The organism is Cohnella sp. OV330 (assembly GCF_900112065.1).
GTDB lineage: Bacteria > Bacillota > Bacilli > Paenibacillales > Paenibacillaceae > Cohnella.
The window spans coordinates 199421-219813 of the sequence record NZ_FOKE01000011.1; the positions used below are offsets into that span (position 1 = coordinate 199421).

The following is a 20393-nucleotide window of genomic DNA, read 5'->3' on the forward strand; positions in this document are numbered from 1 at the left end:
AGGTGTCTATGAAGAAGTTAACGATAGCAACAACGCAATACGGTCTCACCGATATCCGTTCCGAAGAAGAGTTCTGGACGGGAATCGATACGAAGGTTCGGCATGCTGCCGAGCAGGACGCTTCCATGATCGTGTTCCCGGAATACATGACGGCCCACTTGCTAAGCTTAGAGCCGTCGATGCTGCACGATGAAGCTTGTTATTTTCTGAACGGGCTGACGGATAAATATATCGAGTTCTTCGGAGAGCTCAGCCGAGAATGCGATATTGCCATATTAGCGGGGACGCATATTTGCTTAGAGGAAGAGGGCAAGTACTCGAACAAGGCATTCCTCTTCTTTCCCGATGGACGGGTGGAGACGCAGAGTAAATTGCATCTTACGCCAGAGGAGCAGATTCGCTGGCCTCTGGCCGCGGGTGACGAGCTTAACGTATTCGACACGGAGTGGGGCAAGATGGCGATCTTGACCTGTTACGACATCGAATTCCCGGAGCTGGCGAGGGCAGCCGCGCTTCGCGGCGCGGAACTGCTTCTATGCCCTTCCTATACCGATAGTTCCTTTGGGTACCATCGCGTGCGTCATTGCGCCCAAGCGAGGGCGATCGAGAATCAACTGTTCGTCGTATTGAGCGGCCTCGTCGGAGCCTTGTCCGAGGATCGTCCGCAGGTGGACATTGGTTTCTGCCAAGCGGGCGTATTCACCCCATGCGATCTTCCGTTTGCCGCGGATGGTATCCTGCAGGTCGGTGAAACGAACGAAAACATGATGGTGCTGGCCGAACTCGCCTTCCAAAAGCTCCGAGAGAATCGCGAACGCGGCGCGGTAGCACCCTTCTACGACCGCCGCCCCGACCTATACGAACACGAACACCAGAAGACGCTGCCGTAACCGAAAAGCCGTTTGGCAATTGTCACGCACGATGATGCCGAGTAACTCAGCACTGTCACGCGCAACGGCGATACTGTCAGCTATAAGTACAACGGTGTCGGTCTGATGACCGAACGAGACTTCTGGGGCAATCCGCTCGCCGCAAACGAGACCATCGACAACCCGTTCGGCTACTCCGGGGAGTACTGGGACGAACTACTTGTGATACGGTTCCCCTTAACGGGTCTATCGGCGAAAACAAATGGCGGCCCTGTGGCCGCCAGACTTCGTTATGCTTATACCAGCCGCTTGTTTACTAGCCCTCAATCCCCGCCTCGACCAGCTTCCAGACCGCTTCGAACTCTGCTTTGAAATCCATACGCAGCCAATTGTCAGCATGGGCTGGCGTGGAAAAATAAGAAAATGCCATTAAAATGGCATACAGTCGCCCAACTTCCTCAATGCCGCTCGCGGCCTTTAAGCTGTCCACCAAATCGCCGATGTGCCGAGCAACGACAGTCGGATTTTGATCGATATAGGCAGTATACAGCTTAAACATCTCAGGCTCACGCACATAAGCCTTATATTTCGATTCACTTAATACCCATAACCATTCGTGCACAATGTCCTTCTTGGACGAGTACTTATCCGTGTTAAATGGAAAAAGCCGCGCCAGTTCATGATCCAGCCACGACAACGCAAGCTCGGTCCATAACTCTTCCTTGCCCGAAAAATACTTATAGATCGCCGCATGAGTCGTCCCCAACTCAGAGCCGACTTTTGACAGATTGACTTTCTCCATCCCTTGTTCGACAACCATTCGATGTGCGGTTTCCATTATGAGTTCTCTGCTTAAATTTTTCATGATTTTATTATACCGATTGACACCAACGGTTACAACTGTTGACTTTTGTAACTTGCCGCGGTATGCTTAGGTCGTACTCAGGTTACAAATTTTAAAAAACGTAACTAAAAGGAGAATCCTTCATGAAGCTTTCAAATCGTACAATCGTCGTTACAGGCGGCACTTCGGGCATCGGTCTTGCATTCGCCTTGGATTTGTTGAATCGCGGCAATAAAGTCATCGTGATCGGCCGGAATCAAGCAACCCTCGATCAAGTGACGAACAAACATAAAGGACTCATCGGACTGCAAGGCGATGTCTCCAATGTGAACTCCGTTCGCGAGATGGCCGCATTCCTTCGTGACCGCTACCCTGAAGTCTCAATCCTATTCAACTCGGCGGGTATTATGCGCGCCTTCGAAGTGATGGACAGTGCCCTCGATTTGGAGCGGACTACCGCAGAGGTCGAAACGAACTTAAACGGGACCATCTGGATGACGGAGGCGCTGCTCCCGCAATTGGCCAGACAAAACGAAGCGATGATCGTGACCGTAAGCTCCGGTCTTTCCTACGTATCGTCACCCCTTCATCCCGTTTATTCGGCTACTAAGGCGGGAGTGCATATGTTTACCGACGCACTGCGAATCCAACTCAAGAAATCGAAACCTAACATACACGTGATAGAGCTTGTCCCACCCCTAGTAGCGGAAACTAATCTTCTGCCAGACATGCAGAGCGGCGGCGGCATTCCCAGCATGAGCCTGGAGACGCTCGTAAAGCGTGGAATCCAAGGGATGGAGCATAACAAAAAACGGGTCGTTCCTGGCTTCTCCAAAATTTTGCGCTTTGCGGGGAAATACTTTCCGGATGCACTTTCGAATGCGATGGCGCGGGGCTGAGGGATTAACCCACACGGGAGGAAAAGCCAAGGAGGAAGGGTATGAATCCGTTCTGCACCCGGCAAGTGGTTAAGGCCAAAAACTTCGCCCTACTTATGATACGGTTCGGCGTATCATCTATAAAGCGAAATATCTTGAGAAGAAGCTACCTCCTTTATAAAAAATTAAACCCGATATTTTGAATAGTGCAAAGGCACACCCACTATATACAGGATGTGCCTTTTTATTACTACTACATGTCTTGTAACATTGTATGTATGGAATAATGAAATATAGGGATAATTTCCTTAACACTTTGATAGTGTGTTATGTCTAAGCGATTAAACCAACTTTCGCTTTCCCTACGATGAGCAATGGCGTTTCGACATGAATACAGTAATGCACCAAGTGCTTCTTTACCATTGTATGCGTTTTTGTTCCAAAATGCCATCTGGCCAATCTGTCCACCTAAAATTGTAACAGCATTAGTAATGTGTGTTTGCAGACCGTTCCTGTTAACAAATTGTATAAGAGAGTTAAATGAAACATCATCAATATTTCTAATAAATATCTCTCTTGCACATTTTGTCTCTGATGCAATATCCTGAATCGATTTGCCGAATTTCAGTTGCCTAGGTGTAACAGCAAGGAGACTAGAAATGCTATCATAGATAAGGTCATCATACATATGTTCAACTATGTGCCAATACCTAATGATAGCATCGAAAGGATCATGTGCAGAACAAGCAAATCTGAACATCCTTGCTCTTTCAAGATTAAACCTTGGTGTACAATTTACTTCAACAAGCCCAGGTGTGATCTCAAGTAAATGACAACCTACCTCTAGACTATGACACCAATTGCCTAGCTTTTCAAATGCATGAAGTCCTACGGAGGCAAGGGCTAGTAAAACACTTTCAATTTCTGATTGATCTTCAGTATAGAACGTTGCATATCCTGTTATTTCAACGAGACTTGCAGTTAAATCGTTAGAGAAGTCAATATTTTTAATCCATAGTTCTGGGAATGTAAATAGTAACTCTGCAACAATTGGGTCATTATAATTGACAGTCTGATTAACTTCGGCTATCCTTATCCCCCCACTATTTTGAAAATTCCAAAATCCTGAAGGAGTTACGCTACCACTATAATTCCAAAGTGGGATTACGATATTACCTTTATACTTAATGCCCTTATGTTGCCAATAATTTGATTCAATTGATAAAGCACCCAAATTATCGAGTAGTTGTTTTGGGATAGAGCAGACTTGGGTTCCACTTACATAAACATCAATGGAACCGTTAAGCCCACTTCTCTGGAAGTACCTGTAGTCATGCATAAAATCGCGAATAGTTTCATTTAATGAAAATCGCCCGCGAAAGACTGACATTTCTGGTAAAGACAATAAAGTTTTAAAAAGGTTCTGTACCTTGAGGTAATTAATCATTCAAACTTACTCACCTTCTCGCCTTAATGCCTTGCCCCAGTAATTATCAAATTGAGTAGGATCCTGTTCTTCTATATATTCAAGAAATGCACGATAAACTAATCTTCTTTCAAATTCCCCGATTCTTTTAGTTTGTGAACCTTGTTTTATCTCGCTAAACATCCGTAAGAAAAGTGGGTCCTCTAAATCCCCATTTTTAATTTCCTCTAATAGTCCATCGGAAACTAACCGCATATATTCGGATCCATACTTCAAATACCCTTTTCCCCAAGCTGCACAAATGCCGGTCAGAGTAGGTACCGAAGCAAGAATTGAGTAAGAACCACTATACTCAGGTAACCATTCCCTTATCTTCTCGTATTTTTCACATACTGCAAGATCTAGATCGCCTATAATAAATGCAAAGGTTTCAAGTTGATTATTAGTATCATCCAACCTATTAGAATGGCTCTCTAAAAACTCAATTCTTTCTAGTCTCTGAGCCACCTCATTTTGCTTATCAATCTCGGGATCACCTTGAATAAATGACATGAACCCCTCGATAACATCAGCAAACTGATATTGTAGTGACTTAACTCTTTTTCTGACTTCTTTACCCTCTTCAAATAACTCCAATTCTGGAATCAGTTCAGAAAGCTTACCCTTTAGTGGGGTGTGCAGTATCTCCAACTGATGTCTAAGTGTCATAGCTGTTTGTCCAGCATTTAGCGCTACCATTCGATAAAGTAAGGACATCATTGAGATATTGACCCAGAGCTCTAGTCTTAACTTATTACTTAAAAAAGTATTTAGCTGTTCTTCCTTTAGTTCTGAACGAACCTGTAATAAGCAATTCGTACGCTGAATTCCATCCAGTATAGACACTTCCTCTGAATGGATTGGTTTCAGCTTTGTCTCGATCTCCGCTAACGTGTCTTCATAATTTATTTTTTTATCAGAAAGAATCGCTAAGGAGATCGTTGGAATCGTACACCCTTCTTTTAAATCTTGAATTAATCTTTTGAAGACCTTATTCCTAGAGGGTGGCAATACCCTTCGCTGATAATGACTATTTTTTATCCGATCACCGCATAACATTAGATAATCTCTGATACTCATCGTAATTGAAATGCTTATAGCGCCTAGCTTTGTATCAAATTGCTTATCGACAACTCTAAGAGTTTCCAATGCTATTTCCTCCTAATCGCCTTAGGACTTCCTAATAAAACTAATTATATCACCATAGTAGTCAGACTATAACATCTGTCTTTCCAAATATTAATAGTAACTTTCATCCATCAACATTATTAAACCTTAAATTTCGCCCTACTTGTGATACGGTTCCCCCCGATTAATCTTAAACGCCCGGTACACCTGCTCCAGCAGCAGCACTCGCATGAGCTGGTGCGGGTAGGTCATACGCCCAAAGCTCAGCTTCTTGTCGGCGCGGGCCAAGACAGCGGGCGAGAGACCGAGCGAGCCTCCGATGACGAAGGCGACGGCGCCGCCGCCGTAGACGGCTTGGCGGTCCAGGTGCGCGGCGAGCTGCTCGCTGGACCAGGCGTCGCCGTCGATCGCGAGCGCGACGACGTGCGCGTCGGGCTTGAGCGCGGCGAGGATACGCTCGCCTTCGCGGACGCGGACCTGCTCTTCCTCGGCCGGGCTCATAGCGTCCGGCGTCTTCTCGTCCGGCAGCTCGCGGATGTCGAGCCTGGCGTAGGCGCCCAGTCTTTTCGAATATTCGGCCACGCCGTCCGACCAATACTTCTCCTTCAGCTTGCCCACGCATACGATCTGAATTTGCATCATGATGATCTAACCGTCCTTCCGACCCTCATTCTGTTACCTATAGCTTATCCAATCGGCCGCATGGCCGTACAAACGCACTGCGTCAGCCTACGGGCGCCAATACTGCCGTAGCCACGGCCAGCACATCCCGCGTCATCGCCTCGGACGTACGTTGACCGGGGTGGCGGCTCCACTGCATGGCCGATCCGAATATCCCCCAGCTGATCACTTCCGCTGTCGTCTTGATCTTCCCCTCCGCGACGGGTGCCTGCGGCCCCTCTCTTTTGCGCAGCCATCGGAGCAGCAGATTCTCGATCTCCTTCTGAATCGCGATCTCGAACATCGGCTCGAACTGGACGTCGCCCGGCGATGAATACTGACGCAGTCGCGCCAGGAATTCAAACGTGACATGAATCAACGTCTGCAGGTCGTCCATTCCCGTCAGCGCATAAGCAGGCAGGCGCATCTCCGCCACCTTGCGGAACTTGTCGCTCATCCAGCATGCCAGAAATGCGTATTTATCCTCGAAGTGGGCATAAAAAGTGGCGCGATTGACCGTCGCGTGGGCCGCAATGTCTCGTACCGATATGGAGTAAATATTTTTCTTCTGCTCGAGCAGATCCATAAAGGATTGCAGCATCAACTGACGCGTCCGCTTCACGCGGGGATCCTCCAGGTTCACTGGCATATTCGACTTCTTCCCTTCCGGCGTTCCAAACCGACATTTCGACCTCCGTGTCGGCTTCGCAACGTAATCGCCCGAATGCTGGTTGTTCGGGTTCCGCTTTCCGTTTACCTTTACACTGTACAGTCTAGCATAACGATAAAGAAAGGTGATTCAACATGATTATCGTAACAGGAGCAAGCGGTCAACTCGGAAGAATGACGGTGGAAAGGCTGCTTGAACGTATTCCGGCCGAACGGCTCGGCGTCAGCGTACGCGATCCGCAGAAGGCGCAGCATCTTCAAGCAAAGGGCGTACGCGTTCGAAAAGGGGATTTCAGCGACGCCGACAGTCTCGCCTATGCCTTTGAAGGCGCGACCCAAGTGCTGATCGTCTCCTCGGATCGCTTCGGCGAAGCTAGCGTTCAGCTTCACCGTACGGCGATCGACGCGGCCAAGAAGGCCGGAGCGAGCCGAATTCTGTATACGAGCCACATGGGCTCGTCCCCGTCCTCGCATTTTGCGCCGATGATCGATCACGCGGCTACCGAAGAGGCGCTTCAGGCATCCGGTGTCGCCTTCGCCTCGCTGCGCAATGGCTTCTACGCCGCATCGGCGCTGATGCTGCTCGGCAATGCCCTCACGACCGGCGAGTTGGCCGCCCCCGAGGATGGCCCGGTCTCCTGGACCGCGCACCCGGATCTCGCCGAGGCGGCCGCCATCGCCTTGACCGAGCAGCGTCTCGACGGCCTGTCGCCAGGCCTCACCGCGACCGATGCGATCGACCTCGCCGGCATTGCCGCCATCGCTTCGGAATTGACCGGCCGCCGCATTAAGCGCGTGATCGTTTCCGACGATCAGTATCGGGACACGCTCATCTCGCACGGCGTCCCCGAAGCGCAAGCGAATATGCTGCTCGGCATCTTCCATGCCAGCAGGGAAGGGGAATTCGCGGACATCGATCCGACGCTGGGCCAACTGCTCGGCCGCTCGCCGCTTTCCATGCGCGACGTCCTGAAGGCGTCGATCGACGCCGCGAAGTGACCCCGAGCGATTGATCGGGTCTATCCGTCAATACAAATGGCGGCCTTGCGGCCGCCATTCTTCGTTATACGCTCAAGCTTGTCGTATCTTCCACCGCAACAAGAGCCGGCAGCGTCCGGATCTCATAGCACTGAAATGCCGAACTGCCGATGCTCCCTCACGCGGCTTCGTGCTTATTCGTCCGATCCCGCACGTACCCGCTCGATCAATTCCTTATACGCTTCGTATTCCTTCTCCCACGCCGCCTTGCGCGACTCGACCGTCCTACCGTCCAGCAGCGCGGCGATGACATCTAGACACACATGCCAGCCGGCAAGATCGCGCGGCGTATGATCGGTGATCTGCGCGATGCGCTCGATCAGCGCGAGCCGGCAGCCTTCGGGCGTCTCGGCGAGCTCGAAGCGGACGCGGTCCTCCGCCCACGTATACGCGAGCACGGCGAGCGGCTCGAGCGCGAGAATCTCCATCCGCTCCGCGTTGCCGCCGCCCATGTCGAACTTGAATGCGCCCCCGACGCGCAGGTCGTCCACGCTCAGCTCGGGAAACCATTTCGCAAGCTGCCCATTATCGGTCAGCATCGCCCAGACGGACGCGACCGAGTGGCCCAATACACGCTCAAATCGAGCCTCGTAAGCGCCGCCGTTCTCGATCGATTGGATGACTGCCAACATGATCGTATGCCCCTCTCCCTTTTTAATTAAGCAAAGGCCGGATCGCTTCTACCAAAGCAGCGGCAGCATGCGCATGCGCCCGCTTGCCAGGATGATTGCGCGCGCCGACGGCATCGGCCGTCATCTCCGGGAGCCGAACGACCGACACGCGCTCGTCGCCCGACTGCGCCCGATACGCGCCCACCGCCCGCTCGATCGCGGGCAGCATCGCCGTGCCGAGCATGCCGTATGCCCATACGATGTGCGCGTCCCGATTGCATCGCCGCATCTTGCCCACGAATTGCGCCACTGCCCGCTCGAAGACCGCCACGTCGTCCGCGTTTAACGTGCCGTCTTCATTTAACCGCTGCTCGTACGTCTCGCCCGTTTGCGGGTCCCTCCATGCCTGATAGTGGAACGCCCCGTCGTCGTTGGTTCCCAGGTTGACGACCACCACATCCGGCTGCCAGGCGGCGAAGTCGTTCGCCTCCAAAGCGCCCAGCTCCCGATTCCGGTCGCCCGAAAGCAGTCCGCATACCTGCTCGTAATAAGCCGGAAGGCTCGCATGCGGATTGTTGTCCCAACCCGTCACCACGCCCCAGCCGCTCTGCGACACGATCCGGTACTCGGCGTCCAGCGCTTCGGCCGTCATCGCGGCGTAGTTGTCGATGGCGCTGAACCACATCGGGATCCAGTCCTGCTCGACGGTCGCGCCGATCGCGCCTTCCCCCGACGTGATGCTGTCGCCGACGAACTCGATTTTCCGCGGCTTATCCGCCACAGGCAAGAATTCGCCGTCGCAGCGGACCGACCGGATCTGCAGCAGACACGCCGGGTCGCCGCTCATCGCCTGCGTGTCCTTGACGACCCGCACGTTTTTGACCGCATTTTCATTCATACTTCTGAACACGCACAGCCATTGCCTGCCCGCCGCGATCATCTGTCTGCTCACCCAGGCGCCGTTAACGACGACGCTGATCCACGGCTCGCAATAATCGTAGTCCGCCTCGACTTCGATCCACAGCTCGCTCGCCTTCACGTTCCATTCGACGCCGCTCCCCGTCCAGAACAACGTCAACGGATCGAGGCGCCCCGTCGTGCGCCCATGCACCTTCGTGTGCGCAATCTCCGACAGCGCGTACGTCCGCAGCTTTTCGTTCGTCTTCATCAACCGTTCCCCCGTTTCGCCCATTTTCTCCGATTCTATCCTGTCCGGCGTCTCCCAGCAACCCAAGGCCAGCTTTGAAAACTAAACCGGATCAGGCGGCGCAAAACGGTACCTGGTCGCTTGTTCGTAGGCATAGGCGAGACGGAGCAGCACGGGCTCGCTGTATGCGGTTCCTACGAAGGTAATGCCCTGCGGTCCCTTGGTCGTATAGCCGCCTTCCGCAATAACCCCCGTCTCCGCGTACCCGCCCGGCACCGTTATCGCCGGATATCCCGCGCGCGCGGACAAGTCGAGCCCCTCCTCATTGCCGAGAAACAGCAGCGCATCAAGCCGATGCTCTCGAATTGCGTGGTCGATACCCTGATCCCGGGCCAGCTCGCGATTCAGGCGCAAGCTCTCCACGTATTCAGGCTCGGTCAGCGTGCCGCTTGTCCGGTTCGACCAGATGAGCGTGTCCTGCCCGTATTTTAACGCGGCGTCGCGATTCGCTTCGTTGTAGGCAATGAGATCATCTAGCGTGCGGACATACGTACCGGAACCGGCTTTGGCGAGATAATCGTTCAGTCCCTTCTTAAATTCGTACGGCATCACGCTCCAATCCCACTTCGCTTCCTCGCAAGGCAAGGATACCGGATCGACGATGATCGCGCCGCGCGCTTTGCACAGCTCGATCGCCCGTTCGATAATCTCCGCCCGCGCCTCGTCCAATCCCTGATAATAGTGCCGGGCAACGCCGATCCTCGCGCCCTGCAAGCCGTCCGCATCCAAGAATGGCGTGTAATCCGGGTATGCGATTCGCCCGTTCTCTCCCATAGCCGCATCCGCCGGATCCACCGCCGTCATCGCGCCGAGCAAGATCGCAGCGTCCCTGACCGTGCGGGTCATCGGACCGGCCGAATCCTGGCTATGCGTAATTGGGATAATGCCCGTACGGCTGACGAGTCCGATCGTCGGTTTCAGACCCACGAGGCTATTCTGCGAGGCCGGGCTGATGATCGAACCCGACGTTTCCGTGCCGATGGCGGCGGCGCACAGGTTCGCGGCCGTCGCTGCGCCTGAGCCCGAGCTCGATCCGCCTACGAAAAACTCGCCTGGGCTGTATGGATTAAGCGTGAGTCCCCCTCTGGAGCTGTAGCCCGCCCACATCGTACCGGACATGAAGTTTGCCCATTCCGTCATGTTGGCCTTGCCGAGAAAGACCGCGCCCGCAGCCCTCAGCTGCGATGCCACGGCCGAATCCGCAGGCGAAAAGTGCGCCGCAAGCGCGATAGACCCCGCGCTCGTGTGCATGCGGTCGCCCGTATCGATATTGTCCTTGAGCAGAATCGGGATGCCGTGCAGCGGCCCGCGCGATCCGCTCTCCCGCCGTTCCGCGTCGAGCGCCGCGGCGACCGCGAGCGCGTCCGGATTGACCTCGAGCACCGCTCTCAGCTTCGGATTGAACTGCTCGATCCGTTCAAGGTACCACCGCACGCAAGCCTCCGACGTTAATGTCCCTGCCTCCATCGCAGCCTGTAATGAAGCGATATCCGCTTCAATTAAACTCTCATTTATATAGGCGTCCATTGAAGTGTCTCCCGTCTCCGTATCTATCGTTCTGGATTGAATACTCTCTCGCGTACGCTCTCCCCGTTCCTTCCAGTATACAAGTTTTTTCCTGCGGCAAGACTAATTCCGTTTCCAAAAAAAGCATACAAGACAGGAGTCCCGCCATGCTAACCGTATTCTGGCAGTCCCTCGTATTGGCTGTCGCCGGCATTCTCATGCTTCGACTAAGCGGCCGAAAATCGATCTCTCAAATGACGATCCCTCAGATCGGCGTACTCTTGACGATCGGCGCGATACTGGGCTCCGAGGTCGCCGGTAAAGGACTGGCGGAGACCTTGTTTGCCGTGTTTACGTTTCTGGCCGTCCTTTACCTGCTGGAATGGATATCGCTCAAGTGGAATCTGGCGGAAAGGGTATTAAAAGGCGCGGCGGTGCCGGTGATCGAAAACGGCAATCTGTTGACCGCCAATATGAAAAAACTGCGGCTGTCCGTGGACGATCTGGAAAAACGGCTGCGGCTGGATAGCATCGCGCGCGTTCAGGATGTGCGGTACGGAACGATCGAGACGAACGGCGAACTCGGCTACGAGCTCATGCCGCATGCGCGCCCGTTAACGAGGGGCGATCTGGAGGAGATTTTAAAAGCGAACTTTCCGCAGATCGCCATCCCCGCCCCTCCGCCGCAAGCCGACATTTTCGCGGAAACCGTCAACCCGCAAGATCAACCCCCCGCCCCGAACAAACTTCACTAACAAAGCCGTGCGACAGCAGCTAAACATAAAAAACGGGCCCTGCGCCGCTCCCGGCGCAAAGCCCGCTTTGCTTGCCCTATCGTTATGCTGGCCTACCGCTTAGATCACCTGAACCTCGATCCCCAGCATACCCGCGGTACGCTTGATCTCCGCCGCCTTGCTGCCGACGCCCAGCGCGAAGTGATGGGTCGGGCCCGCGCTGCACCACTGCTCGACGAACGTCGCGACCGGGCGGCCGAAGCTGCAGCGGGTGTTGGTGTTCCCGGTCTGCGGGATCGGCCCCTTGATCGATTCGCCCTCGGCGACGATCATCTTGTAGCGGCCCTGCGCCGTCTGCCCGATACTGAGCAGCGTGACCGGCCCGGCCTGGATACTGAACTCGACGCCGATGCCGGAGCCGCGCTTGCCGTGGAACAGCTCCAGCCCCCGAATGACCGGCCGGCCGTCCGCAATCTTGATGTTGTGCGGACCGTCGTGACCGACGAGCACGATGTCGTCCTTAAAGTCGCACGGATGCAGCTCGGCAAAGGAGCCGCCCGCTTCGAGCCGGTCCATGATGAGCATGGCCGCGCAAGTCTTAAGGTCGGCTTCGCCCGCGAGCGGGATGCCCTTGCCGGTCAGGAGGGAGTTGCCGAGCACCATGTTGGAGCCGATGCGCTCGTACTCGTTGTCGTCGAGCCCCTTATAATAGTAGGCAAGGCCTGTCAGGCCGAATTCGTCCACGAGCTTGTCGAGGCCGACCGCGACCTTCGCGGACCAGGCGAGATCCTCGGGCTTGATCGGCCGCGTGACCGGATCGATGAACGGATCGGAGACGGTGAACACGCTATGAATCTCTTCGAGCTTGGCGTCGATCTCCCGCTGGGTGGCACCATTCACGGCCTTGGCCAGGTCGCACATCTCGAGCATCTGCACGTGCGCGCCGAACGACGCCGTGAAAGCGGTCGGATCGGAGTTCATGTCGTACATGCCTTCATACGTATGGCCGAGATAGCCGATCCGCGCGTACTTGAACGCGCGCCGCGCATTCGCCGCGCGGCACCAAGACCGCAGCTCGGCCGTGGCCGCAGGGTCGTCGTACAACGTGCCGACGATCATACCGGCCGCCGGCCGCCCCGCCCGAACGAGCACGCCCGCGATCTCGGGCAGCGAGCAGATGTTGTCGTTGGCCAGCTGCATGTAGGTGGTCGTGTTCGTGTAGTCCAGACGCTGCCTCGGCTGCAAGGCGACGAGCACGGTCGGTACAGACAAGCCGAGAATCGGCGTCGCTGCCGTGGAGGACGTGACGTACGTGCTGAGGAAGCTGAACAGCATATCGACGTCCTGCTTTTTCAAATACTCGGTCGCCGCGAACGCCTTGTCCACCGTATCGACGAATCCCGCGCTGACGACCTCGACGTCCATCTCGCGCAGCCGGTTTTCGAATTCCTGCCCGTAACCCGCGAGCTCCTCTCGCAGTCCAGAAAACTGCTCCCAGTAAGGTTCGTGCCCCACCGTCATGACGCCGACACGCGCGCGTGCACGTTGGAAATTTTTAGACATGTTCAAAGTCCTCCTCTTCGTCTTGTAAAACCCTCTTCTTCATCGTAGGCAAACAGGCGAATCGTAACAATGAGATCTCCAACTCCTTTTGGAATAATTCTACGATTACTTTTATAAAGGGCAGAGGTAGGACGAACCGGATGAACGGCGCGATTGGATCCCTTCGACTTGACACTAATCGTAGTCGCGGCATACAGCAATTAACATCCCGACTATCGGTAAGCGCTTTCCTGATGCAATCCTCTCACGAAATATAAGCTCAGTTCTCCCCTCAACGTCTGTCGCAACGCAAATGCGGTTAAATCCTTTAAGATCACGCCCCGCCAAAACTTCGGACCTGCCCTCCGATCGCATTCCGAATTTTTCATGTCAATCATTTACATCTAATTTTTTACATAAATTATGAATTCATCCTTCTATATCGCATGAGAGAACGATCTATATTTTAGAAAAATATTACGATCTCTGCTATACTACATGCAGGTGTCGAGAGAGGGAGGAAGCAGGAATGCGCGCGAAAAATGGGGAAAAAGGGCGATGATCGAGCCGGTAGCGATTTATTACGAGCATTGCGAGGCGGGGTGGCAGGTGCCGCGATCGCGGACGAATAACCATATCGCGGTGCTGGTGACGGAGGGGCAGGCGGTATTCGAGACGGAGCAGGGGAGCTTCAGGCTGAGCCGGGGAGATATGCTGTTCATGCCGAGGGGCCTCGAACGGAGCGCATCCAATTCGCCCGAGGAGCCGCATGAGATGTTCGTCGCGCATTTTCAATATGAGGGAGAGGGTGAAGGCCTGCCGCTGTTGACTGTGCCGCAGGCGCGCGTCGCGAGGCCCCATAACTACGACTACGTGCGCAACCGCTTCGCCGCACTCGTCCAATACTGGCTTCGGCAGTCGCCTTGCCGGCCGGCGCTTTGCCATGCCGCGCTGCTGGAGCTGCTCGCGCTGTTCGCGGAGGCGTCCGAATCCGCGGCCTCCCAAGGCGCCGCCGCGGGTCTCGTCTATCGGCTGGAGGCGTACATGCTGCTCCATTACCGCAGGACGATCGCTGTCGGCGAGCTCGCCGCCCATGTTGGGAAGACGCCGAACTACGTCAGCGCGCTGTACCGCCAATCGACGGGCCGTACGCTGACTGACTACATGCAGCAGATCCGGATCGCGTCCGCCTGCGACCTGCTCCTGACCTCGCAGATGAACGTCAGAGAGATCTCGGATTACCTGGGCTTTTGCGAGCAGTCGTATTTTAACAAGGTGTTCAAAAAAATAACCGGCACCCTGCCCTCCGCATACGTGCGGCACAAGGTGAACCGGTCGGAGACGGAAGGCGCCGGCGATTAGGCCTTGGTCAGCGCTTTGATCGTCTCATTCTGGGATTGCTGCATTTGCTGCAGCATTTGCTGAATTTGCTGGATCATCTGCTGCATCTGCTGCTGCATCTGTTCTTGTTGTTGCTGCTGCGCCGATGCTGCCTCTTCATTCTTTTTCGCGGCTTCATCCGCTTTCTTCTGCGCTGCTTGATCCGATTGCTTTTTCAGCGTTTCTGCGTCCTGAACGAGCTTTCCGACCTGCGCCTGCTGCTGTTGCACTTGCTTCAGCGCGCCTTGCCCCGCCAGATTCTGCTGCCAGATCGTATTGCTCGTCGAATTTCCTAGCGCGTCGTTGATCGCCTTATAGGCGTCGCTGCTCATCATAAGACCGATCCCGCCCGCCAAACCCGCTACGAAGATCCCCGCTGCCTTCAATACCGTCTTCTTGTTCATTTTAATAACCCCTCCCGGTTGAATTCCTGTGACTTCATCATACTCGATATGCGGGAAGGGTTCTGTAACGCAGACTACATTCTGGAAATTTTTTTTTGTCCGCTTGTACCGCCTGCAGTCGACGTGCGGCGCCATGCGGTTCGATATTCGCCTCGCAATCCGATAAAATAAAACAGAAGTACATCATTCGGAAACGAGGTCTCGATATTGGGAAGCGGAAAAAAACAGTCTGTCGTCTTAAGAAAAGCGCTGCGAGGATTAGCCGTCATCATCGGCGCATTCATAACGGCTTATGGTCTTGAAGCGGTGCTGATTCCGAACAACGTATCCGACGGCGGCGTGACCGGTCTCAGCATCGTAGGATCGGAGCTGATCGAACTGCCGCTGGGTCTGTTGATCGCGGTTCTGAACATTCCGTTTATTTTTCTCGGCTACAAGCAGATCGGAAAAAGCTTCGCCATCAACTCGGTGCTGGGCATTGCGTCGCTGGCCATCGGCACGATTACGATGCATCATATCAAACCCATTCTGGAAGGGGATACGCTGCTGGTCACCGTCGTCGGCGGCATCATTATCGGCTTTGGCATGGGTCTGGCCTTGCGCAACGGCGGCGCGCTGGACGGGATCGACATGCTGGCGGTGCTGCTGTCCCGCAAGCTGCCTTTCGGCACAAGCGACCTGATCCTGTTCCTGAATGCGTTCGTGTTTATCGTCGTCTCGACCGTCTTCGGTCTGCAGGGCGCGATCATGTCGGGCATCGCCTACTACATCGCCTCCAAAGTAATCCATATCGTCGAAGAAGGCTTAAGCGGCGCCAAGACGTTCAAGATCATCTCCAAGCACCCCGAAACCATGGTCGAGACGATCCGCGATCGCTTGGGGCGCGGCGCCACCTACAATGTCGTAGAAGGCGGTTACTCGAACGAACAGTTTAAAGAAATCACCTGCGTCATCAACCGATTGGAAGAAAGCAAAATGAAAGAAATCATCTACGAAATCGACCCGAGCGCATTCGTCATGGTCTACGACGTGGCCGAGGTCAAGGGCGGCAACTTCAAGAAGCACGATATCCACTAAATGACTTTAAAAAGAAACCGTCAGAGCGGATCGCGGATCGCCTTGACGGTTTTTCGTTTCGCATACAGCATGGTCCTGCTCCTGTAACCGCGCTTTTCTCGCTTGCAGCACGCTCCGGCGCCGTCGTCGCTTCTGTAACGTTGCTTTTCTCTCATGCAGCGGCGGTCTTCTCCTGTAACCGCGCTATTCTCGCTAACAGCACGCTCCCGCGCCATCGTCGCTTCTGTAACGTTGCTTTTCTCGCTTGCTGCAGCGGTCATGCCAAATCCAACCTGCGAGGCGAACTTTCTAAAGCTAGTGTAGTTTAATTTGCGTTCTGCTAAAAAAGGGATGAAGCAGACAACGCCGCTTCATCCCTTTTTTTTGTACCGTATATAAGGCCTTTTAAGTGCTGGCGCCGGTTGTGCTGGCGGAGCTGCCGCTCGAACCGCTTGTACCGTTCGTGCCGGTCGTGTCAGTGCCGGTCGTGTCAGTGCCGGTCGTGCCGTCGGTCGTGCCCGGACGACCCATGCCCCGGCCGCCTCCGAAGCCGCCGCGACCGCCGCCCATGCCGCCCATCTCGCCGCCGGTCGTGATGCCCGACTCGTTCACGTACGTCGTCTTGTCGCCGAGCTCGAACGTGACGACCTTGGTCGTGCCGGCCGTGCCGCCGCCGGTATAGAGGCCGTCCTTCGGCGTGCCGCCGGACGTGCCGCCCGTCGAGATCGTGTAGCTCTCGCCGGATTTCAGATCAGGAGAGGAGTAGACGAGCGTCTGGAACGGCTTGATCGGGGCGAAGGTCGCGACCGCATTGCCCGCGCTGTCCGTCAGCGTGACCAGGGTGCCCGCATCAAGCGTGCTCGGGAACGTCATGAGCAGCGATACCTGCTTCGAGTCCTCGGACGGCGCTTGCGCCATGCCCGCTGCGCCGGCCGCGATCAGCGTGCCGCCCGATTGCTCGAACGTGCCGTCGTAATCCAGCGGACCGTTGCCTGCGTTGGTCGGGCCGTTGACGATCGCCGTGCCGCCGGTCATAACGGCCGAGCCGTTGGAATCGAGGCCGTCACCGCCCGCATCCACGTAGATGTAGCCGCCGGATATCGTTAGCAGCGCCTGCTCGGTGCCCGCGGATGCATTGACGCCGTCGTCGCTGGACGTGACGTGCGTCTCGCCGCCCGCGATCGCGATGCTCGCGCTCTCGATGCCTTCGTAGCTCTTGGCGATATCGATCGTGCCGTCCGAGATGGTGAGCGTCGCGTCGCCGTGAATGCCGTCGTCTCCGCTCTGCAGGCTGAACGTGCCGCCCAAGATGCCGACGTTGGCATTGCCGTGGATCGCGTCGTCCGCCGCATCCACGGCGAACGTGCCGCCTGCGACGGCGATGTCGCCCCCAGCCTTCAGTCCCTTGGCGCTCGTCGATTCGGTCTCTTCAGACGACGCCGCAGTCGTCTCATCCGCGTCGTTCCCGCTCTTATCGATTGAACCCGAAGCCGTATCGCTCGAAGCCGCCGCGCCGGAAGCCGTCGAGTCCGAAGCCGTCGCGCTATCCGAAGGCGCCGCTTGCGCCGAATCCGTCACGCCGCTCGAGCCTGGTCCTTGGCCGTCCGTCGGCGGCTGTCCGTCGGCCGGCATTTGCCCGTCCACAGGCATCTGCGGCATTTCGACGTCCGTGCCCTGCCAATCGGGACGCCCGCCGCCGAAACCGCCGCCCATGCCGCCCGGCCCATTCTCCGTATGCACGATGGTCGAAGCCGCCGCGCCGCCGCCCGTCACGATGTCGAACGTGCCGTCCGCCACTAGGAGTGCCGTCTCCGCTTGAATTCCGTCGTTCACGGACGTGATCTTGAACGTGCCGTTCGCGATCGCGACGAAGCCCTTGTCCGCGTCCTTGTCGTTGGTCGACTTGATGCCGTCGCCGCCCGCGTCGATCGTGATGTCGCCGTCCTGGATCGCGACGAGATCCTTGCCGATCAATCCGTCGTCCGCCGACTTGACCGCGATCGTGCCGCTCACGATTTTCAGATCGTCCTTGGCGGCGATGCCGTCGTTCGCGTTGCCGGCGACGGTCAGCTTGCCGGTGCCGTTAATCGTCAGATCGTCCTTGCTGAACAGCGCGGCCGTCGGCGCTTCTTCGGAGGTATCCGCGTAGGTCGCGCCGTCCGTCACCGCGTTCTCCGTGCCGTCGGCGAGCGTCACGACCGTCTTGTCGGCCGATTTGACGTAGATGGCGGAGCCGTTCTTGTTCGTGATGTCGGCGCCGTTCAGCACGAGGCGCACGACGTCGCCGTCTCCGGCCTCGACGACGATCTGCCCGTCGTCCAGCGTGCCGCTCAGCACGTACGTGCCCGCCGCCGCGATCTTGACCGCGCCGCCCTGAGCCGTCGCGCCCGATCCGGTCACGGTCGCCGCGCCGCCGTCCAGCGCGATCGTCGTCGCTCCGTCCGCCGACCACGTCGCAGTCGTGTCTGACTCATCAAACGTCACTTTGTCGTCCAGATTCACGCTGGCCAGCGTGATCGGCGTACCCGATGACGCGGCGGACGCCGTCTGGACCGTGCTCGCGGACGCGGCGCCGGCCGCATCCGACGACTTTGCGCTACAGCCTGCGGCCAGCATGGCGGCGAGGAGCGCGACGGCGATTGCTTTTGCTTGATGCGAATGTTTCATAGGATTCCCTCTTCTCGGTTAGGATGATGCTGCGTATCGTCTTGCGCTTTAATCGAACCAATCGATCAATACTCCTGCACGACCGGGTTCATCGTGAGCGTGATATCCAGATTGCCGTTGCGCGTCCTTACCGCGTCGAGCAACTCCTTCTGACTGGTCTGCGGCCCGATCTGGACCGCATACACGAGCTCGTACAGACTGCCAAGCTCCGTCGTACGCACCTTCTTCAGCTCGTAGCCGACGCCGAATTTCCGGAAGATTTCGTCGAACGCTTCTTCATAGCCCAAATTCTCGGGAATCGTGACCTTCAGCAGCTTGGTCTGCGCTCTGTTCGCGCCGAAGCCCACCGCCTTGAGCACGAACATCAGGATGCACAGGCACACCGTGAACAGCGCCGCGTAGCCATAAGCGCCGACGCCGCAGGCCAGGCCCGCCGCCATCGAGAACAGCACGTAGGAGATGTCCTTCGAGTCGCCCGGCGCGCTTCGGAACCGGATGATCGAGAAGGCGCCCGCCAGGCTGAACGCCCGGGCGATGTTGCTGCCGATCAGGAGGATGATGATGGCGACGATCGTCGGCAGGACCATCATCGTGAGCGTGAAGCTCGGGGAGTAAGCGACTTGCGTTTTCATATAAGTAAGGCTGATGATGCCTCCCAGCAGGATGGCGATGCCGAAGGTGAGCAGCGCATGCGTCAAAGTCAGCTCCGCATCCGCGGCCACCGTGCTGAATATCGAGTCGATCATAGCAAAAATCTCTCCCTTTCCATTTGCGTCCGTTCCATCGCGTTGACGTCAACCCCGCCGGCGCCAGCCGCGTACAGCTCCGGCACTTTGCCTGCGTAGCGGATCGACTTCTTGTACTCGTTGCCGTACTTGCTGAAGCCCGTCCGGTACATCGACAGCTCCGACAGCAGCCTCGACAGCCATACCGGCACCGTCTTCTCCGCCTTCACTTCCATGAGCCACTGGCCCTTCTCCATCAGCTGCTCGCCGTGGTCTCCAGCCTCCAGAGCCAGGTCATGCCGCCGCGACCGGATGTTCGTATCGAACGTGATCCGCAGATCCCGGCCGTCCTTCGCGAACATAGCGATCCGGTCGTACGCCAGATACGTCATCGGCACCAGCTCGTACCGCGACAGGAAGTACTCGATCTCCGCGATGACCTGCTTGTTCATCCCCTCGCGGAAGGCCGGCGGCCGGCCCGTCCGGACGAATTCGTACGCTTCGCCAAGCCTCAGCGACGTCCGGCGCTTGTTCACGAGGCCGAACACCTTCTTTTTCAGCTCCAGGTACACCTTCGCGTCCGGCTCCGGCACGCCGTAAGCCCGGATCCGCAGCTTTTCCCGATACTTCGGTTTCGAGAGGCTCGCGCGGATCAGCGTGTGCTGCGGGGTATCGTAATAAAGGTTGCTGATCGAGTAAAACTTGTCGTCCTTGTTGTACGCGTCGAGGTTCATGTATGCCGTCAGGCGGTTGTAGATGCCGTAGAAGGCTTTCGTGTCCATCAGGTATTTGTTCTCGTAGCGGTTGAAAACTTCGATCGCCATGCGCCCGCGCTCCCTTCCTTGTCGGCGACTGCCTCGCCCTTCCATGACTCAAGCTTAGCGGGGGAACCTTTAACGAATCTTAAATTGTAAACGCAGTGTAAAAACTTATTGTCCGGCGCGCCGCAGTGGTACGATTAAGGTTGATTAAAGGTTTTCTCCCTACAATTAAGGGCAAGACGATAGACG

Annotated in this window: 20 protein-coding genes; 6 read left to right on the forward strand and 14 right to left on the reverse strand. The window is 56.1% G+C overall.

Annotation, left to right across the window (positions count from 1 at the left end; all coding sequences use genetic code 11):
* The first annotated feature begins 8 nt into the window (after positions 1–8).
* Complete coding sequence (locus BM235_RS24065; RefSeq protein WP_090116786.1) at positions 9–890, forward strand: carbon-nitrogen hydrolase family protein; 882 nt, start codon at positions 9–11, stop codon at positions 888–890.
* A gap of 295 nt (positions 891–1185) precedes the next feature.
* On the opposite strand, the gene BM235_RS24070 is transcribed toward BM235_RS24065, so the two are convergent.
* Entirely contained in the window at positions 1186–1707 is a 522-nt protein-coding gene (locus tag BM235_RS24070) for a TetR/AcrR family transcriptional regulator (RefSeq protein WP_090116787.1), read from the reverse strand.
* A gap of 149 nt (positions 1708–1856) precedes the next feature.
* On the opposite strand from BM235_RS24070, the gene BM235_RS24075 reads away from it, so the two are divergent.
* The gene (locus tag BM235_RS24075) at positions 1857–2612 is read left to right on the forward strand and encodes an SDR family oxidoreductase (RefSeq protein ID WP_090116788.1); all 756 of its coding nucleotides are present in this window, start codon (positions 1857–1859) and stop codon (positions 2610–2612) included.
* A 232-nt stretch (positions 2613–2844) separates the two neighbouring features.
* Here the strand turns inward: BM235_RS24075 and BM235_RS31750 are convergent, their stop codons facing one another.
* The 4 genes from BM235_RS31750 to BM235_RS24090 all read right to left on the reverse strand — a co-directional run bounded on the left by BM235_RS31750 (position 2845) and on the right by BM235_RS24090 (position 6466).
* Positions 2845–4038: a hypothetical protein gene (locus BM235_RS31750; RefSeq protein WP_143106725.1), complete on the reverse strand. Its 1194-nt coding sequence runs from the start codon at positions 4036–4038 to the stop codon at positions 2845–2847.
* Between the two features lie 6 nt (positions 4039–4044).
* Complete coding sequence (locus BM235_RS24080; RefSeq protein ID WP_090116789.1) at positions 4045–5205, reverse strand: hypothetical protein; 1161 nt, start codon at positions 5203–5205, stop codon at positions 4045–4047.
* 138 nt (positions 5206–5343) lie between these two features.
* Positions 5344–5823, reverse strand: a complete 480-nt coding sequence (gene rlmH / locus BM235_RS24085; protein ID WP_090116893.1) for a 23S rRNA (pseudouridine(1915)-N(3))-methyltransferase RlmH — start codon at positions 5821–5823, stop codon at positions 5344–5346.
* Positions 5824–5908: 85 nt separating this feature from the next.
* Entirely contained in the window at positions 5909–6466 is a 558-nt protein-coding gene (locus BM235_RS24090; protein ID WP_255374567.1) for a TetR/AcrR family transcriptional regulator, read from the reverse strand.
* A gap of 182 nt (positions 6467–6648) precedes the next feature.
* Between BM235_RS24090 and BM235_RS24095 the strand changes: the two genes are divergently transcribed.
* Complete coding sequence (locus BM235_RS24095) at positions 6649–7512, forward strand: SDR family oxidoreductase (RefSeq protein ID WP_090116791.1); 864 nt, start codon at positions 6649–6651, stop codon at positions 7510–7512.
* 173 nt (positions 7513–7685) lie between these two features.
* Here the strand turns inward: BM235_RS24095 and BM235_RS24100 are convergent, their stop codons facing one another.
* The 3 genes from BM235_RS24100 to BM235_RS24110 form a co-directional block, all read right to left on the reverse strand.
* Complete coding sequence (locus BM235_RS24100) at positions 7686–8183, reverse strand: SRPBCC family protein (RefSeq protein ID WP_090116792.1); 498 nt, start codon at positions 8181–8183, stop codon at positions 7686–7688.
* A 22-nt stretch (positions 8184–8205) separates the two neighbouring features.
* Positions 8206–9330 carry a GDSL-type esterase/lipase family protein gene (locus tag BM235_RS24105; protein WP_090116894.1) on the reverse strand — a complete coding sequence of 375 codons (1125 nt, stop codon included), beginning with the start codon at positions 9328–9330 and terminating at the stop codon, positions 8206–8208.
* Between the two features lie 81 nt (positions 9331–9411).
* On the reverse strand, positions 9412–10896 hold the full coding sequence (locus BM235_RS24110; protein ID WP_090116793.1) for an amidase family protein: 1485 nt from the start codon (positions 10894–10896) through the stop codon (positions 9412–9414).
* Between the two features lie 146 nt (positions 10897–11042).
* Here BM235_RS24110 and BM235_RS24115 point away from each other — a divergent pair, with 146 nt between their 5' ends.
* A complete protein-coding gene (locus BM235_RS24115; protein WP_158544055.1) occupies positions 11043–11630 on the forward strand; it encodes a DUF421 domain-containing protein in 588 nt (195 codons plus the stop codon).
* A gap of 99 nt (positions 11631–11729) precedes the next feature.
* On the opposite strand, the gene BM235_RS24120 is transcribed toward BM235_RS24115, so the two are convergent.
* On the reverse strand, positions 11730–13172 hold the full coding sequence (locus BM235_RS24120) for an L-fucose/L-arabinose isomerase family protein (RefSeq protein WP_090116794.1): 1443 nt from the start codon (positions 13170–13172) through the stop codon (positions 11730–11732).
* A gap of 537 nt (positions 13173–13709) precedes the next feature.
* On the opposite strand from BM235_RS24120, the gene BM235_RS24130 reads away from it, so the two are divergent.
* Positions 13710–14513, forward strand: coding sequence for a helix-turn-helix domain-containing protein (locus tag BM235_RS24130; protein WP_158544052.1), 804 nt, complete (start codon positions 13710–13712; stop codon positions 14511–14513).
* Here BM235_RS24130 and BM235_RS24135 read toward each other — a convergent pair.
* Positions 14510–15070, reverse strand: coding sequence for a phasin family protein (locus BM235_RS24135; RefSeq protein WP_143106726.1), 561 nt, complete (start codon positions 15068–15070; stop codon positions 14510–14512). The genes BM235_RS24130 and BM235_RS24135 overlap by 4 nt on opposite strands.
* Before the next feature lie 72 nt (positions 15071–15142).
* Here BM235_RS24135 and BM235_RS24140 point away from each other — a divergent pair, with 72 nt between their 5' ends.
* Complete coding sequence (locus tag BM235_RS24140) at positions 15143–16012, forward strand: YitT family protein (RefSeq protein WP_090116798.1); 870 nt, start codon at positions 15143–15145, stop codon at positions 16010–16012.
* A gap of 20 nt (positions 16013–16032) precedes the next feature.
* Here BM235_RS24140 and BM235_RS31755 read toward each other — a convergent pair whose 3' ends face one another.
* The 4 genes from BM235_RS31755 to BM235_RS24155 all read right to left on the reverse strand — a co-directional run bounded on the left by BM235_RS31755 (position 16033) and on the right by BM235_RS24155 (position 20207).
* Entirely contained in the window at positions 16033–16272 is a 240-nt protein-coding gene (locus tag BM235_RS31755; RefSeq protein ID WP_143106727.1) for a hypothetical protein, read from the reverse strand.
* A 124-nt stretch (positions 16273–16396) separates the two neighbouring features.
* The gene (locus tag BM235_RS24145) at positions 16397–18658 is read right to left on the reverse strand and encodes a carbohydrate-binding domain-containing protein (protein ID WP_090116799.1); all 2262 of its coding nucleotides are present in this window, start codon (positions 18656–18658) and stop codon (positions 16397–16399) included.
* 65 nt (positions 18659–18723) lie between these two features.
* Entirely contained in the window at positions 18724–19404 is a 681-nt protein-coding gene (locus BM235_RS24150; RefSeq protein WP_090116800.1) for a DUF4956 domain-containing protein, read from the reverse strand.
* Positions 19401–20207: a polyphosphate polymerase domain-containing protein gene (locus BM235_RS24155; protein ID WP_090116801.1), complete on the reverse strand. Its 807-nt coding sequence runs from the start codon at positions 20205–20207 to the stop codon at positions 19401–19403. The genes BM235_RS24150 and BM235_RS24155 overlap by 4 nt, the downstream gene beginning before the upstream one ends.
* Positions 20208–20393: the final 186 nt, after the last annotated feature.